Here is a 16,940-nt window from a genome sequence, read left to right as displayed (position 1 = left end):
TTGACCGATGCGGCGTACGTTGGTGGTGTCATGGTCCACATACGCGTACTCGGCTCCTTCGCGGCCGAGCGGGACGGCGAGGCGATCCCGCTCGGCGGCCACCGCCAGCGCTCCGTACTGGCCCTGCTCGTATCGGCGCGCGGCCGGGTCGTGTCCGTCGACCGGATGATCGAGGAGCTCTGGCAGGGGGCGCCGCCCGCCCGGGCCGTCGCCTCGCTCCAGGCCTACGTCTCCAACCTGCGCCGCCTCCTCGAACCGGGCCGGGCCCCGCGCACCCCCGCCCGGCTGCTCGTGAGCGCGCCGCCCGGGTACGCGCTGCGGCTGCCCGAGGACGCGGTCGATGCCTGGCGTTTCGAGCGGCTGCTCGGCCGGGCCCGCGCGGCCCTGCCCGCCGAGCCGGACGCCGCCGGAGTCCTGCTCCGCGAGGCGCTGGCGCTGTGGCAGGGGCCGGCGTACGCGGAGACGGCCGACGAGCCGTGGACCCACGCCGAGATCATGCGGCTCGGCGAGCTGCGGCTGGCCGCCCGCGAACTCGGCATCGCCGCCGGGCTGCGGGGCGGCGCCGACATCGCCGGGGCGGTCGCCGAGGCCGCGTCACTGACCCGCGACGAGCCGCTGCGAGAGGAGGCCTGGCGGCTCCACGCCCTCGCCCTGTGGGCGGCGGGCCGGCAGGCCGACGCGCTCTCGGTACTGCGCCGGGCCAGGACGGTACTCGCCGACGAGGTGGGCCTGGATCCCGGTGCCGCCCTGGTGGAGCTGGAGAAGGCGGTCCTGGCCCAGGACGACCGGGTGCTGCGCGACGCCACGCGGTCACCGGAGCCCGTGCTCCCCGCGTCGCCCGAGCGGTCCGCGGCGCCGGGCCCGGTGCCCCGGCCAGGGCAGCCCGCGGCGCCGGCCGCCACCGGCGCCGAGCTGTTCGTCGGGCGCGACGAGGAACTGGAGCGGCTGACAGATGCGGCGCACCGGGCCCGCGCGGCCGGCCCCGGCGTCGCGCTGGTCACCGGCGAGGCCGGGCTGGGCAAGACGGCGCTGCTGCACGCCCTCGGCGACCGGCTCCGCGCCGAGGGCTGGCTCGTCGCCTTCGGGCGCACCACCGACGCCGAGGGCGCACCCCCCGCCTGGGCCTGGGTCGAAGCCCTGCGCGCCGTCGCGGCGGCCGCCCCGCCCGAGCCCGCGGCGGCCGCCGCGCTGGCGCCCCTGCTGGCCGAGGGCGCTCCCGCCGCCGGCCGTGCGGCCGTCGGCGAGGATGTCGCCGCCGGCCGGTTCCGGCTGCACCGCGCCGTCGGCCGGTGGCTGGCGGAGGCGGCGCGCGGGCGGCCCGTCGCCGTGGTCCTGGACGACCTGCACTGGGCCGACGCCGAGACGCTGGCCCTGCTGTCGGGGGCGGCCGAACTCCCCCCGGGCACCGCGCTGCTCGTCGTGGGCGCGTACCGGCCGGAGGACACGGAGGGCCGGCTCGGCGACACCCTGGCCGCACTGGCACGGCGTTCACCGGCCCGGATCGCCCTGCGCGGCCTCACCGAGGAGGCCGTGGCCGAGGTGGTCCGTGCCGTGGGCGGCCCGCAGGTCGACGCGGAGGTCGTGACCGCGCTGGCCGAACGTACGGGAGGGAACCCCTTCTACGTCCGGGAGAGCGCCAGGCTGCTGGGCAGCGAGGGCTCACTGGTGGCGCTGTCCGAGGTGCCCGAGGGCGTACGGGACGTGCTGCGCCGGCGGCTCGGACGCCTCCCCGAGGCGGTGGTGGCCGTACTGCGCCTGGCCGCGGTGGCCGGACGGGAGTCGGGCGTCGAGGTCCTGGTCGGGGCGGCGGACACCGGAGAGGACGGCGTACTGGGCGCGCTGGAGGCCGGTCTGCTCGCCGGGCTGCTGGTCGAACCCGAGCCCGGGCGGGTCCGGTTCGCCCACGCGCTGGTACGCGACACCCTGCTGGCGGACCTCAGCCGGCTGCGCTCCTCGCGGATGCACGGCCGGATCGCGGCCTGCCTGGAGCGGCTCGCCCCGGACGACGTCTCCGCGCTGGCCCACCACCACGTACGCGCGGCCTCCTCGGCGACGGCGGCGAAGGCGGTCGGGTACTGCCTGCGGGCCGCCGGGCTCGCCGAGAGCCGTTTCGCCCATGACGTGGCCGCCGCGCTGCTCGCCGAGGCGGTGGAGTGCTTCGAGCGGATTCCCGCGGCGTCCGGCGGCGACCGGGACGCCGAGCGCGCCGAGCTGCTGGGCCGGCTGGTACGGGCCCAGGTGCGGGCGGGGGCGGTCATGGCGGCCCGTACGACCCGGCGTACCGCGATCGACCGCGCCGTCGGCGCCGGACGGGACGACCTGCTGATCGCGGCGTTCACGGCATGGACCGAGCCGACCCCGTGGCAGACGCGGCCCTATGGCGTGGTCGACGCACCGGTGGTGGAACTGCTGGAGGGCCTGCTGGCGCGGCCCGGCCACGCACCGGCCGTTCGGTGCGGGCTTCTGGGCGCCTACGCCGCCGAGCTGTCCGACGCCAAGGTGGCGGGCGTACGGGCAGCGGCGCGCGAGGCGCTCGCCCTCGCGGAGGGCACCGGGGACCCCGTGCTGCGGGCGGGGGCGCTCGCGGCGCTGGTCAAGGAACTCGACGCCGACCTGGAATGGCCCGAACGCGCCGCGCTCGGCGGGGAACTCGAACGGATCGGCGCCGCGCACGAGCTGCCGGGCCACCAGTGGTACGGGATGTTCATCCGTTCCACGGCGCTGGCCGCCGAGGGCGATGTGGCCGGTGCCCGTCGGCTCGTGGAACGGTGGACACGGTTCGCGCGGACCTACCGGATGTCCGGGCCGGTCGCCGTCGGCGAGACCGTCGAGGCGACCTGGGCCCACGTCGAGGGGCGGTTCGAGGAGGCCGAACACCTCTACCGGCAGGCGGCAGCGCGGATGGCCCGGCAGGGATCCCCGCACGCGGAGGGGATCCTGGCAGTCGCGCTCGCGACGCTGCGGGTGAGCCAGGGGCGGCTCGCGGAGTCGCTGCCACAGCTGCGGCAGGTGTACGCGGCCTTCGGCCCGCCGGCCGGGGACCTGTTCGCGGTCGCACTGGCCGCCGCGGGCGAGGAACGGGAGGCCCGCGAGGTCCTCGACCGGGCGGGGCCGCTGCGGACGGACTACTTCTTCAAGATCTTCGCGACCTTCCGGGCGATGACCCTGGTCATGCTCGGCGAGCGGGCGGGCGCCGAGGAGCTGTACGCGGCCCTGCTGCCGTACCGCGACGCACCCCCGCCCTCCTCCGGGTTCACCGTGGCCGTGCGCCCGGTCGCCCGCACCCTGGGCGAACTGGCCGTGCTGCTGGGCCGCGAGGACGAGGCCGCAGGCCACTTCGCGCGCGCGACGGCCATCGCCCGGCGGTGGCACAGCCCGTGGGGAGCCGCCTGAGACCCGGGGCCGACTGACGCCCGGGGCCGGAGCCCGGGCCGGCCGGAGCCCGGGCCGGACCGACCCGTCACGGCATCGGCTGGGGCGGGCGGGGGCCGTGGTACTGCCCACTGGGCCGCATCCGCAGCGGCCGCTCCTGGTACTCCTCCAGGGCGTGCGCCATCCAGCCCGCCGTACGGGCCACCGCGAAGACCGTCTCCCCGGCCTCCGGCGGCATCCCGCACGACACCGTCAGTACGGCCAGCGCCAGGTCCACATTCGCGTGCAGCCCGCCCTGCCGGGCCATCACCGCGGCCACCTCGCGCGCCGCACCCAGCGCCGGACCCGCCTGCTCCAGCTCTTCCAGCCGGGCGAAGAGCGCCCGCGCGCGAGGGTCCTCGCCCCGGTACAGCCGGTGGCCGAGCCCGGGGACCCGGCGTCCCGCCCTCAGGTACTCCGCCACCACCGGCGCGGCCCCGCCCTGTTCCAGCACCTCCACCAGCATCCGGTGCGCCAGCCGTCCGGCCGCGCCGTGGAGCGGGCCCTCCAGGGCGCCGAGCCCGGCGGACACCGCCGCGTACGGATGGGCGCGCGCGGAGGCGGCCACCCGTACGGCCAGGGTCGAGGCGGCCAGGTCGTGGTCGACCAGCAGGGCCAGCGCGAGGTCCAGCACGGCCAGCGCGTCCGGGTCCGGCTCCCGCGCCGTCAGCCGCGACCACAACTGCCGGGCGATCCGGCCGTCCCCGGCCCACCGGGCCGGGCCCGCCGCGGGCAGCGCGCCGACCAGCGTCGGGACCAGGGCGCGCGCGGAGCCGAGGACCGCCTCCTCGGACAGGTCGAAGCGCAGCGGATCCGCCACCGCGGCGGCGGCGACCGCCACCCGCAACCGGTCGATGGGGCCGCCATGTTCAGGCAGCGCGGCCACCGCCCGCCGGGCCGCCTCCAGGGCCTGCGGGGGCGCGGTGAACCGGGCTCCCGGCGTGAGGGTGCCCGTCCAGAGCCACTCGGCGACCTCCTCGTAGCGGTACCGGGAGGCCAGCTCCACGGCGTCCACGCCGCGGAAGAAGTACCGGTCGGGCTCGATGAGGGTGAGCGCCGTGCGGACGGAGAGCTCCCCGGCGGGGGCCGCCGCTTCGCGCCGGCTCCGCCGGGCCAGCGCCTCCACCTCGGCGGCGTCGAAGCTGCTGCCCCGCCCGGCGAGATCGCGGCGGCTGGTGAGCTGGCCCCGGCTGACGTACGCGTACACGGTCGCCGGTTTCACCCCGAGTGCGCGGGCCGCCTCCTGCGTGCTGAGCCTGCGCCCGCTGTCCGTCTGGTCGCTCATGACCCACACCCTACAGATGGACAGGTAGGTTGATTCAATCAATATTGACAGCGATTGAATCCATCATGGATGGTCGATCCATGAACACCACCTTGGAAGTACCCCGCGGCCTCGCGGGAGTCGTGGTCACCGAAACCGGGCTGGGCGACGTCCGGGGCCGGGAGGGCTTCTACCACTACCGCCAGTACTCGGCCGTCGAGCTCGCCGCCACCCGAAGCTTCGAGGACGTGTGGCACCTGATGTTCCGGGGCACGCTCCCGGCCGACGCCGCAGAGCGCGCCGCCTTCGCGGCCGAGATCGCACCCCTGCGCCGACTGCCCGAGGAGGTGCGGGACGCCCTGCCGGCCCTGGCCCGGGCGACCCGGCTCTCCGGCCCCCTGGCCGGGCTGCGCACCGCGCTCTCGCTGCTCGGCGCCTGCGCCGGCTTCCGCCCGGTCTACGACATCGACCCCGGCAGCCGGGCCGCCGACGCGCTGGCCGCCTGCGCCGCCGTACCGACCCTGCTGACCGCCCTGCACCGGCTCGGGCAGGGCCTGGAGCCGGTGGAGCCGCGCGAGGACCTCCCGTACGCCGCCAACTACCTCTACATGCTGACCGGCCGGGAACCCGACCCGGTCCGGGCTCGCGCGGTCGAGCGGTACCTGATATCCACCGTCGACCACGGCTTCAACGCCTCGACGTTCACCGCCCGGGTGATCGCCTCCACCGGCGCCGATGTCGCCGCCTGCCTGACCGGGGCGATCGGCGCGCTCTCCGGCCCCCTGCACGGCGGCGCCCCCAGCCGGGCCCTGGACACCCTCGACGCCATCGGGACCGTGGACCGGATCGGGCCGTGGATCCGCGAGCGGGTCCTGGCGGGCGACCGGATCATGGGCTTCGGCCACCCCGTCTACCGCACCGAGGACCCCCGCTCCCGCATGCTGCGCGAGATCGCCCTCCGGTTCGGCGGTCCCCTCGTGGACTTCGCCGTCGAGGTCGAGCGCCAGGTCGAGGAGATCCTCGCCGAACTGAAGCCCGGCCGGGAACTGCACACCAACGTGGAGTTCTACGCGGGCGTGGTCATGGAGCTCTGCGGGCTCCCGCGCGAGATGTTCACACCGACCTTCTGCGCGGCCCGCGTGGTCGGCTGGAGCGCGAACATCCTCGAACAGGCCACCGACTCGAAGATCATCCGTCCGGCCGCCCGGTACACCGGCCCCACCCCGCCCCACCCGGTGCCGCCCTTGCGCTGACGGAGCCTCGCTACGATCGGCCGGGTGAACAGCAGGCAGCCCATCCCCGTCGTCGTCCTCGCCGGTTTCCTCGGATCCGGCAAGACCACCGTGCTGAACCACCTCCTGGCCAGTCGTGGGGGCACCCGGATCGGGGTGGTCGTCAACGACTTCGGATCGATCGAGATCGACGCGATGTCGGTGGCCGGACAGGTCGGGGACTCCATGGTCTCCCTCGGCGGTGGCTGCCTGTGCTGCGCCGTCGACGGCAGCGAACTCGACGCGTACCTGGAGAAGCTCTCCGCCCCCGTCCACCGGATCGACGTGATCGTCATCGAGGCGAGCGGACTGGCCGAGCCCCAGGAGATGATCCGGATGCTCATGGCCAGCGAGAACCCGGCCATCCGGTACGGCGGCATGGTGGAGGTCGTGGACGCCGCCGAATTCGACGCCACCCGGACCAGACACCCGGAGACCGACCGCCACCTCGCCGTCGCGGACCTGGTGGTACTCAACAAGACCGACCGGGTGGACGCGGCCGAGCAGGCGCGGATCGAGCAGGAGCTCGCCGTGCTCTGCGCCCCGGGCACCCCGGTCCTGGCCACCGACCACGGGCGGATCGACCCGGAACTGCTCTTCGACCGGCGGCCCTGGACCGAGACCCGCGGGCAGCTCTCCTTCGAGGACCTGCTCGCGGAGGGAGCCGGCCACGACCGCGGCCACGACCGCTGCGGTCACGCGCACGCCGCGTACGAGAGCACGGAGTTCACCTCCGAACAGGCCCTGTCCCCGCGCCGGTTCATCGACTTCCTCGACCGGCGTCCGGCCGGGCTCTACCGGATCAAGGGCTTCGTCCACTTCGGGGTACCCGGCCACGAGGAGCGCTACGAGGTCCACGCGGTCGGCCGCTTCCTCCGCTTCGCCCCGGGACCCTGGGGGCGGGGCGAAGCGCGCGTGAGCCGGCTCGTCCTGATCGACTCCGGCACCGACGGGCCGGGTCTGCTGCGCGAGCTGGAGGCCTGCCGCGAACCGGCCCCGCGCGAGGCGCCCCCCGAGAGCATGTGGGGCGTACTGCGCTACGTCGCCCGGCCCGCGGAACCCGGGCCCGCGGAGCCCGGGCACGAGGTCCCCGGGACCGGCCCGGAAGAGACGGCCTAGGCGACCTCGACCCCGAACTCGCCCAGCAGGGCCTCCAGGCCGCCGCGGTAGCCCTTGCCGCCGATCACGAAGTCCCAGTCGCCGTTGGAGCGGTGCCGGAAGGAGCCCAGGACCAGGGCGGTCTCTCCGGCACGCCCGTCCGAGACGTCCAGCCGGCCCAGTTCCTCGCCGCCCGCCGACAGCAGCCGGATGTGGGCGTCGGTGAACCCGGCGAGGTCGGCGTGGGGATCGACCTCCGGGTCGATCGCGGCCACCAGGACCAGCCGGTCGGCCTGCGACGGCAGGGCGTCGAAGGAGACCTCCAGCGCCGCCTTGTCGGGCGCCGCGTGCGCGCGGGCCCTTACCGAACCGTCCGGGGTCCGCGGGTTGTTGAAGAAGACGAAGTGATCCTCGCTCAGCACCCGGTTGCCCGTGCAGACGAGCGCGCACACGTCGAGGGCGACCGAACCCGACCAGGACATGCCGAGCACGTTGTGGTCGGCCGGGGGAGCCGGCTCCGGCTCCGGCGCCCGCCGCGCGGGCGCCGCGGCGCTGCCGCCGCCGAGCCGGCCACGCAGTCCGTACTGGTGGAGCAGCTCGACCAGGTCCGCTCCGGGAACCAACTCCAGCGGCTTGCCGTTGGCAAAGGTGTACGACCCCGGTCCGAAGGACGCGGTGGTGACCAGCACCCCCTTGTTCGCCCCCTTGTCCTGGACCGTGCCGTACAGATCACGCACGGCCGTCGGCGGCACCGTGTTCCGGTAGCGCTTGACCTGCACCACGATCCGTCCGCCCCGGATCGGTGCCGGGTCCACCGCCTCCACATCGACCCCGCCGTCGCCCGACCGCTGGGTCGTGACCGCCTCCATGCCCATCGCCCGGAACAGCTCGGCGACCAGGTTCTCGAAGGCGATCGGGTCCATCACGAAGAGATCCGGCTCGTCCTCGTCCGCGTCGCCCGCGTGCCCGCCGTGGCTGACGACACCTCCGCCGACCTCGTCGGGCCGTCGCCCGGGGCGTACCGCCGTCAGCTGGTCTGGCCGCGCCGACAGCAGCCCGCCCAGCCCCGAGACCAGGCAGTCCACCGCGCTGACCTGCTCCAGCCGCAGTCCGGCGAAGGCGTCGCGCGCCGCCGGCACCGTGGCGAGCACGAACCGCGCCTCCTGGCCCGTCACCGGATCGTGGCAGTCCACGAAGCCGTTGACCACGACCGAGTCCAGTACGCCGAACTCGTCCGCCGCGTACAGCTCGCGCACCACCAGCAGCACGCACTGGGCCAGCAGGTCCCGGTACAGCGCCCGTCGTTCCGTGACCGGGCGGGGCTTCACCTTGTCCTGGTCCGTGCTCGGCAGGTACTGCACCGCCCGGGCCTCCGGTACCACCGCGTACCCGGGCAGCTCCCAGTCCAGCACCAGCTGGCGCGCGGCCGGGTCGTACGCGGCCGTCACCTGCCTCGGCAGCGCCTCGGGCCAGGCGGTCGAGGCGTAGAGAGCGGCCGAGAAGTACTCCACCGCCGCCTCGGCGTCACCCGCGCGCAGTGCGTCGGCCAGCTCGGTGAGTCCGCCGTTGTGCGTCCGCATCCCGGCGAGCTGCTCCGCCGCCCACCGGTCGTACTGCTGCCGGTACGCGGCCAGTTGCTGACGGCGCTGCGCCTCCGCGGCGTTCGCGGCCTGCCAGGCCTGGGTGTAGCGGGCGTGCGCCTCCCGCTCCGCCTGCGCCCGGTGGTTCGAGCCGAGCGTCCAGCCGCTGCTCTGCCGCTGGAAATCCTCGATACGGGGCATCGGCACCGGGTGCGCCAGGGCGCCGGGGTCGAAGGGCTGCAGCCGGTCGGGCCGGGCCAGGGCGGATATCCGGAACGCCGGTGCCCGGCAGCCCGCGGCCAACAGGCCCTTGAGGGCTTCGACCTCGGCGTCGAGCTGCGCGGTACGCCGCAGGGCCTCGGCCTCGCGGTACTGCCGGTGGCTCCGGTTCGCGTCCCGTTCGTGCGCCCGCTGCCGGCGCTCGGCCTCGCGCTGCTGGACCAGCTGCGTCTGTTGCTGCCGGCGCTGGGCCTCCGCCCAGTTCCCGATCAGTCCGCTGCCCGCTCGACGGCTCATCAGCTGCGTTCTCCCCCCACCGCGTCCACGGGGAAAACACTAGTCGGCATTCGGGTGGTACGTCCCCCCGGTCGTACCACCCGAATGCCTTCCCGCGACCTACAGCGCGGCTCCCGCCAGCGCCGCGACCGCCGACGGCAGTGCCGCCCCCGAGCCGTCCCGGCGCGGGTCCACGGCCGGCAGCTCGGCCGGAGTGCCGTTCGCCGCCGCCGCGCGGACGGGGGAGCCGCCCGCCCAGGCCAGGACCAGCACGTCCTCGCCCTTGAGGAACCGCTGGCAGCGCACGCCACCCGTGGCCCGGCCCTTGCGGGGGTACTGGTCGAAGGGGGTCAGCTTCCCGGACAGCACCGAGTCGTCCAGGGTGCCGTGCGAGCCCGCCACGGTGAAGACCACGGCGTCCCGCGCCGGGTCCACGGCCGAGAAGTGGATCACCTTGGCGCTGTCGGCGAGCTTGATGCCCGCCATACCGCCCGCCGGACGGCCCTGCGGGCGGACCTGGCCCGCCGGGTAGCGCAGCAGCTGGGCGTCGTCGGTGATGAAGACCAGGTCCTCCTCACCCGTGCGCAGCTCGACCGCGCCGACGATCCGGTCGCCCTCCTTGAGGGTGATGACCTCCAGCTCGTCCTTGTTCGCCGGGTAGTCCGGCACGACGCGCTTGACCACGCCCTGCTCGGTGCCCAGCGCGAGGCCCTGCGAGGACTCGTCCAGCGAGGTCAGGCAGATCACCTTCTCGTCCGCCTCCAGCCCGGAGAGGAACTCCGAGACCGGTGCGCCGCCCGCCAGGTTCGGCGCGGCGTGCGTGTCCGGCAGCTGCGGCAGGTCGATCACCGACAGCCGCAGCAGCCGACCGTACGAGGTGACCGCGCCGACATCGGCCCGGGCGGTCGCCGCGACCTGCGAGACGATCAGGTCGTGCTTGGCGCGGGCGCCGCCCTCCTCCTCCGGCAGCGCCTCGCCGTTCGCCGTGCGCGCGAGCAGGCCCGTCGAGGACAGCAGCACCCGGCACGGGTCGTCCGCGACCTCCAGCGGAACGGCCGCCACCGCGGTGCCCGCGGACTCCAGCAGCACCGTACGGCGCTCGGTGCCGAACTTCTTCGCGACCGCCGCCAGTTCCGAGGAGACCAGCTTGCGCAGCTCGCTGTCCGACTCCAGGATCCCGGTCAGCTCGTCGATCTCGCCCGTCAGCCGGTCGCGCTCGGACTCCAGCTCGATCCGGTCGAAGCGGGTGAGCCGGCGCAGCGGGGTGTCCAGGATGTACTGGGTCTGGATCTCGCTCAGCGAGAACCGCTCCATCAGCCGGGACTTGGCCTGCGCGGAGTTGTCGCTGTCCCGGATGAGCCGGATGACCTCGTCGATGTCGAGGAGCGCCACCAGCAGGCCCTCGACCAGGTGCAGCCGGTCGCGGCGCTTGGTGCGGCGGAACTCGCTGCGCCGCCGGACGACCTCGAAGCGGTGGTCGAGATAGACCTCCAGCAGCTCCTTGAGGCCCAGCGTCAGGGGCTGCCCGTCCACCAGCGCCACGTTGTTGATGCCGAAGGACTCCTCCATCGGCGTCAGCTTGTAGAGCTGCTCCAGCACGGCCTCCGGGTGGAAGCCGTTCTTGATCTCGATGACCAGGCGCAGGCCGTGCGAGCGGTCGGTGAGGTCCTTGACGTCGGCGATGCCCTGGAGCTTCTTCGAGCCGACCAGGTCCTTGATCTTCGCGATCACCTTCTCGGGGCCGACCGTGAAGGGCAGTTCGGTGACGACCAGGCCCTTGCGGCGCGCCGTCACGTCCTCCACGGCCACCGTCGCGCGGATCTTGAAGGTGCCGCGGCCGTTCTCGTAGGCGTCCTTGATGCCCGAGAGCCCGACGATCCGGCCGCCCGTGGGCAGGTCGGGACCCGGCACGAAGCGCATCAGCGCCTCCAGGTCCGCCTGGGGGTACCGGATCAGGTGGCGGGCGGCGGCGATGACCTCGCCGAGGTTGTGCGGGGGCATGTTGGTGGCCATGCCGACCGCGATCCCGGACGCGCCGTTGACCAGCAGGTTCGGGTACGCGGCGGGCAGGGCGACCGGCTCCCGCTCCTGGCCGTCGTAGTTGGCGGTGAAGTCGACGGTGTCCTCGTCGATCGACTCCGTCATCAGCGACGTGGCGTCGGCCATCTTGCACTCGGTGTAACGCATCGCGGCCGGCGGGTCGTCGTTGCCGAGCGAGCCGAAGTTGCCGTGGCCGTCGACCAGCGGCAGCCGCATGGAGAAGGGCTGCGCCATGCGCACGAGGGCGTCGTAGATCGACGCGTCACCGTGCGGGTGGAGCTTGCCCATGACCTCGCCGACGACACGGGCGCACTTCACGTAGCCGCGGTCGGGGCGCAGGCCCATCTCGTTCATCTGGTACACGATGCGCCGGTGCACCGGCTTCATGCCGTCCCGGGCGTCGGGCAGGGCGCGGGAGTAGATCACCGAGTACGCGTACTCGAGGAAGGAGCCCTGCATTTCGTCGACGACGTCGATGTCGAGGATCTTCTCCTCGAAATCCTCCGGCGGCGGGGTCTTCGTGCTGCGGCGGGCCATCGCTGCGCGGCTCCTTAACCAAAATGGGGTGTGCTGGGTGTCTGGCTGGGTCTGGCTGGGTTTGGCTGGGTCGGGCGGTCTTGTGGTGTCCGGCGAGGGTACGACGCGGACCATTGTGGCCCGGCGCACCGACAACGCCGACTCCGACCCCGGGGGTCCCCCGGACGGAGTGCGGGGGAGTGACCCGGGAACTTATCCGGCGGTCGGCGCGCTTGCATACAGTGGCAGGTCGATAAGAAATCTCTGCATCGCGATCGAAGGGACCACATGCCCATGGGTCACACGGCCACAGCCCAGGCCGGCTCCGGCGGCCTGACAGCGACCGAGCACCGGCTGGCCAACGGCCTGCGCGTGGTGCTCTCCGAGGACCACCTGACCCCGGTCGCCGCGGTCTGCCTCTGGTACGACGTAGGCTCGCGCCACGAAGTCAAGGGACGCACCGGCCTGGCTCACCTCTTCGAGCACCTGATGTTCCAGGGGTCGGCGAGCGTTCCCGGCAACGGGCACTTCGAACTGGTCCAGGGCGCCGGCGGTTCCCTCAACGGCACCACCAGCTTCGAGCGCACCAACTACTTCGAGACGATGCCGACCCACCAGCTCGAGCTCGCGCTCTGGCTGGAAGCGGACCGGATGGGGTCCCTGCTGGCCGCCCTGGACGACGAGTCCATGGAGAACCAGCGCGACGTCGTCAAGAACGAGCGCCGCCAGCGGTACGACAACGTTCCGTACGGTACGGCCTTCGAGCGGCTCACCGCCCTGGCCTACCCCGAGGGCCACCCGTACCACCACACCCCGATCGGCTCCATGGCCGACCTGGACGCCGCCTCCCTGGAGGACGCGCGCACCTTCTTCCGTACGTACTACGCGCCCAACAACGCGGTGCTCTCGGTCGTCGGGGACATCGACCCCGAGCAGACGCTCGCCTGGGTCGAGAAGTACTTCGGCACCATCCCCGCGCACGACGGCAAGCAGCCGCCCCGCGACGGCTCGCTGCCCGACATCATCGGGGAGCAGCTGCGCGAGGAGATCGTCGAGGAGGTCCCGGCGCGTGCGCTGATGGCCGCCTACCGGCTGCCGCACGACGGCACCCGCGAGTGCGACGCCGCCGACGTGGCGCTGACCATCCTGGGCGGCGGCGAGTCCTCGCTGCTGCACAACCGGCTGGTGCGCCGCGACCAGAGCGCCGTCGCGGCCGGCTTCGGCATGCTGCGCCTGGCCGGGGCGCCCTCCCTGGGCTGGCTGGACGTCAAGACCTCCAGCGGGGTCGAGATCCCCGCCATCGAGGCGGCCGTCGACGAGGAGCTCGCGCGGTTCGCCGCCGAGGGTCCGACCGCCGAGGAGATGGAGCGCGCCCAGGCGCAGCTGGAGCGGGAGTGGCTGGACCGGCTGAGCACGGTGGCCGGCCGCGCCGACGAACTGTGCCGCTTCGCGGTGCTGTTCGGCGACCCGCAGCTGGCGCTGACCGCCGTCCAGCGCGTCCTCGACGTCACCGCCGAGGAGGTGCAGGCCGTGGCCGCGGCCCGGCTGCGCCCGGACAACCGCGCGGTGCTCGTCTACGAGCCGCTCGCGGCCGACGAGTCCGACGAGTCCGACCAGCACGACGAGTCCGACGACTCCGACGAGAACGAGGGGGCGGAGCAGTGAGCGACACGGCAGCCGTCACGATGACCTTCCACCCGCGCCCGCAGGCCGGCGAGCCGCAGCCGTGGGCCTTCCCGGCCCCCGACCGCGGGCAGCTGTCCAACGGGCTGACCCTGCTGCGCTGCCACCGGCCGGGCCAGCAGGTCGTCGCGGTCGAGGTCAACCTCGCCGCCCCGCTCGACGCCGAGCCCGAGGGCCTGGACGGCGTGGCGACCATCATGGCGCGGGCGTTCTCCGAGGGCACCGACAAGCACTCCGCCGAGGAGTTCGCGGCCGAGCTGGAGCGCTGCGGCGCCACCCTGGACGCGCACGCCGACCACCCGGGCCTGCGGGTCTCGCTGGAGGTCCCGGCCTCCCGGCTGCCCAAGGCGCTGGGCCTGCTCGCCGAGGCGCTGCGCGCCCCGGCCTTCGCCGACGCCGAGGTCGACCGGCTGGTGCGCAACCGGCTCGACGAGATCCCGCACGAGCTGGCCAACCCGCAGCGCCGCGCCGCCAAGCAGCTCTCCAAGGAGCTCTTCCCGGCCGGCCTGCGGATGTCCCGCCCGCGCCAGGGCACCGAGGAGACGGTCGCCCGGATCGACTCCGCCGCCGTACGCGCCTTCTACGAGGCCCACGTACGCCCCGCCACCGCCACCGCGGTGGTCGTCGGCGACCTGACCGGCATCGACCTGGACGCCGTGCTCGCGGACACCCTGGGCACCTGGACGGGCAACACCGCCGCTGCCCTCCCGGTGCCGCCGGTGACCGCCGACGACACCGGCCGCGTGGTCATCGTGGACCGGCCCGGCGCGGTCCAGACGCAGCTGCTGATCGGCCGGATCGGGGCGGACCGCCACGACCGGGTGTGGGCGGCCCAGGTGCTGGGCACGTACTGCCTCGGCGGCACCCTCACCTCGCGCCTGGACAAGGTGCTGCGCGAGGAGAAGGGGTACACCTACGGCGTGCGCGCCTTCGGCCAGGTGCTGCGCTCCACCGCGGACGGCAAGGGCGCTTCGATGCTCGCCATCAGCGGCTCGGTGGACACCCCGAACACCGGACCGGCGCTGGAGGACCTCTGGAAGGTGCTGCGCACCCTCGCGGAGGGCGGTCTGACCGACGCCGAGCGCGATGTCGCCGTGCAGAACCTGGTGGGCGTGGCCCCGCTGAAGTTCGAGACGGCGGCCTCGGTCGCGGGCACCCTCGCCGACCAGGTCGAGCAGGAGCTGCCGGACGACTACCAGGCGCAGTTGTACGCCCAGCTCGCCGAAACGGGCACGGTGGAGGCGACCACGGCGGTCGTCAAGGCCTTCCCCGCGGACCGGCTGGTCACCGTCCTGGTGGGCGACGCGGCACTGATCGAGGAGCCCGTGCGGGCTCTTGGGATCGGAGAGGTCACGGTCGTCTCCAACTGACCGGCGGACGACGGCTCGTTGAGAGCCGGCTGAAGGTTTCAGCAAGGGGTTCTGGTGACTTGGTCATCAGAACCCCTTTTGTCCGTTTAATGGTGAGGTTGCTTTTATGTGGTGTGGCGTACGCAACAAAAAGCCGTGTCTGTTTGGCGATTGACTGATGATCCGCCTAGCGTCGGCCGTGCTGTTCGTCAGTTGTGCCCGCCGCACCCGCGGCACCGGACAGCGATCGCCGAGTCCCCGTCAGGCGCGAGCCTGGGGAGCCGGGGACCCACATGAGTCCCTGGGGTGAATCGGACCCCCTCGCAAGAGGAGATCCGTAGGAGACCTTCCTGCTCCGAACCCGTCAGCTAACCCGGTAGGCGAGAAGGAAGGAAAGGATCAAACCCTTCATGGCGTTTGGCAGTCGTCCCGCTGGTACCGGTAAGCACCGTGGCTCCAGCCGTCTGAGCAAGAAGACCGCCGGCTACGCCGGTATCGCCGCGATCGCCACCACCGGTGTGGTCGGCTCGCTCGCCGCCCCGGCCTTCGCCGCGGACAACCACAGCAGCAACATCGGCCAGGACAACGGCCTGGGCGCCGTGGTCGTCGCCGAGGACCTCGCGGGCGACATCGCCGACCAGGCCGAGTCCCAGCACCGCACCGCCGAGCAGGACGCCGTCAAGGCGCAGGCCGAGGCCGACGCGAAGCAGCGGGCCGCGGAGGCCAAGCGCCTCGCCGAGGCCAAGGCGAAGGTCGAGCGCGAGGCCGCCGAGCGCGCCGCCCGCGAGGAGGAGCGCAAGCGCCTCAACACCTTCGTCGCCCCGGTGGACGGCTCGTACGTCAGCACGCAGTACCACGCGGGCGGCGGCATGTGGTCCTCCGGCAGCCACACGGGCATCGACTTCCACGCCGCCTCCGGCACCTCGGTCCACGCGGTGGGCGTCGGTACCGTCGTCGAGGCCGGCTGGGGCGGCGCGTACGGCAACAACGTCGTCATCAAGCACAACGACGGCACCTACACCCAGTACGGGCACATGACGTCGCTGAACGTCTCCGTCGGCGAGCAGGTCACCCCGGGCCAGCAGATCGGCCTGTCGGGCTCCACCGGCAACTCCAGCGGCCCGCACCTCCACTTCGAGGCCCGCACGGGCTCGCAGTACGGCTCGGACATCGACCCGATCGCGTACCTGCGCTCGCACGGCGTCAGCCTCTGACCCGCCTCGCGCACCGCTTCACCGAAGACCCCGGCTCGCCGAGCCGGGGTCTTCGTGTTGCGTCCTTGTACAAATGTTTCGTATTTCCGGACGCTCTCGGAAATTATCGTGTGTTGCAATAGAGTCGCAGCGCACGCATGTGCGTGCAATGAGGCTGGCAGTCGGAAATAGGCGGAGGTTCGGTCTTGCGTATTCCTGCGCACGCGGTATGCACAGCAATCCGCGACGACATCGTCTCCGGGGTGTTCGAGCCGGGCGGCCGGCTGACCGAGGAGGTGCTGGCCCGCCGGTACGGGGTCTCGCGCGTCCCGGTGCGCGAGGCCCTGCGGACCCTGGAGTCCGAGGGGTTCGTGACCACGCGGCGCCACGCGGGCGCCTGCGTGGCCGAGCCGACCGAGCAGGAGGCCGCGGACCTGCTGGAGCTGCGGATGCTCCTGGAGCCGCTGGCTGCCGCCAGAGCCGCCCGGCGCCGCACCGACGCGCACCTCAAGGTGCTGCGCGGGCTGGTCAGACTGGGGCAGGAGCGGGCCAGGCGGGGCCAGGGCGAGGACCTGCGGTCCCTGGGCGGCTGGTTCCACGAGACGCTCGCACAGTCCTCCGGCAGCCCCGGGCTGATCGCGCTGCTCACGCAGATGCGGCACAAGATCGCGTGGATGTACGTGGTGGAGGCGCCGGCCCGGCCCGTGGAGTCCTGGGCGGAGCACGGGGCGATCGTGGACGCGGTGGCGCGCGGCGACGCCGAACGGGCGCGGGCGCTGACCGCGGTCCACGCCGACCGGGCGGCGGGGGCGCACCGGCGGCGGCTCCGTCCGGCGGTGAGCACTTCGCAACCTGCCGTAAACATGTCGAGCGGCCGGCATTAACAGGAGCCGTATACAAAGGGCGGGACCGCGTGAATTCGCTGTCCGGTGGCCGGCTCTTTCCTTGTCGGGTCGATTCCGCGTGCGGAATTACCGCGGAGCTGAATTCTGCGTCCGCCGGATTCCGGCGGGCCCTTTTCTCTGCCGGGCGGGAATTCT

At 73.4% G+C, this 16,940-nt stretch carries 10 protein-coding genes and 1 riboswitch; of the genes, 7 read left to right on the top strand and 3 right to left on the bottom strand.

Annotated features, from left to right (window positions below):
* The first annotated feature begins 30 nt into the window (after positions 1 to 30).
* Complete coding sequence (locus KO717_RS09510) at positions 31 to 3,393, top strand: AfsR/SARP family transcriptional regulator (protein WP_301365895.1); 3,363 nt, start codon at positions 31 to 33, stop codon at positions 3,391 to 3,393.
* A gap of 67 nt (positions 3,394 to 3,460) precedes the next feature.
* Here KO717_RS09510 and KO717_RS09505 read toward each other — a convergent pair whose 3' ends face one another.
* Complete coding sequence (locus KO717_RS09505; RefSeq protein WP_301365893.1) at positions 3,461 to 4,696, bottom strand: citrate synthase; 1,236 nt, start codon at positions 4,694 to 4,696, stop codon at positions 3,461 to 3,463.
* Between the two features lie 65 nt (positions 4,697 to 4,761).
* On the opposite strand from KO717_RS09505, the gene KO717_RS09500 reads away from it, so the two are divergent.
* Both KO717_RS09500 and KO717_RS09495 read left to right on the top strand, forming a co-directional pair.
* A complete protein-coding gene (locus KO717_RS09500; RefSeq protein ID WP_301365891.1) occupies positions 4,762 to 5,928 on the top strand; it encodes a citrate synthase in 1,167 nt (388 codons plus the stop codon).
* A gap of 24 nt (positions 5,929 to 5,952) precedes the next feature.
* Positions 5,953 to 7,065 (top strand): CobW family GTP-binding protein, encoded by a 1,113-nt coding sequence (locus KO717_RS09495; protein WP_301365890.1) that lies wholly within the window; start codon positions 5,953 to 5,955, stop codon positions 7,063 to 7,065.
* On the opposite strand, the gene KO717_RS09490 is transcribed toward KO717_RS09495, so the two are convergent.
* Positions 7,062 to 9,140, bottom strand: coding sequence for a restriction endonuclease (locus KO717_RS09490; RefSeq protein WP_301365889.1), 2,079 nt, complete (start codon positions 9,138 to 9,140; stop codon positions 7,062 to 7,064). The two genes, KO717_RS09495 and KO717_RS09490, sit on opposite strands and share 4 nt — an antisense overlap.
* A 99-nt stretch (positions 9,141 to 9,239) precedes the next feature.
* Positions 9,240 to 11,696, bottom strand: coding sequence for a DNA gyrase/topoisomerase IV subunit A (locus KO717_RS09485; RefSeq protein ID WP_301365887.1), 2,457 nt, complete (start codon positions 11,694 to 11,696; stop codon positions 9,240 to 9,242).
* 273 nt (positions 11,697 to 11,969) lie between these two features.
* On the opposite strand from KO717_RS09485, the gene KO717_RS09480 reads away from it, so the two are divergent.
* The 4 genes from KO717_RS09480 (at position 11,970) to KO717_RS09465 (ending at position 16,784) form a co-directional block, all read left to right on the top strand.
* A complete protein-coding gene (locus tag KO717_RS09480) occupies positions 11,970 to 13,340 on the top strand; it encodes a M16 family metallopeptidase (protein WP_301365886.1) in 1,371 nt (456 codons plus the stop codon).
* A 20-nt stretch (positions 13,341 to 13,360) separates the two neighbouring features.
* Positions 13,361 to 14,728, top strand: a complete 1,368-nt coding sequence (locus KO717_RS09475; RefSeq protein ID WP_301374440.1) for a M16 family metallopeptidase — start codon at positions 13,361 to 13,363, stop codon at positions 14,726 to 14,728.
* Between the two features lie 217 nt (positions 14,729 to 14,945).
* Positions 14,946 to 15,105: riboswitch (cyclic di-AMP (ydaO/yuaA leader) on the top strand.
* A 12-nt stretch (positions 15,106 to 15,117) separates the two neighbouring features.
* The gene (locus KO717_RS09470) at positions 15,118 to 15,921 is read left to right on the top strand and encodes a M23 family metallopeptidase (protein ID WP_301365884.1); all 804 of its coding nucleotides are present in this window, start codon (positions 15,118 to 15,120) and stop codon (positions 15,919 to 15,921) included.
* 185 nt (positions 15,922 to 16,106) lie between these two features.
* Complete coding sequence (locus tag KO717_RS09465; protein WP_301365881.1) at positions 16,107 to 16,784, top strand: GntR family transcriptional regulator; 678 nt, start codon at positions 16,107 to 16,109, stop codon at positions 16,782 to 16,784.
* The last annotated feature ends 156 nt before the right edge of the window (positions 16,785 to 16,940 follow it).

The sequence above is a fragment of the Streptomyces xanthophaeus genome (genome assembly GCF_030440515.1).
In the GTDB taxonomy this organism is placed as follows: domain Bacteria; phylum Actinomycetota; class Actinomycetes; order Streptomycetales; family Streptomycetaceae; genus Streptomyces; species Streptomyces kutzneri.
This window is presented reverse-complemented; position numbering and strand designations above follow the sequence as displayed.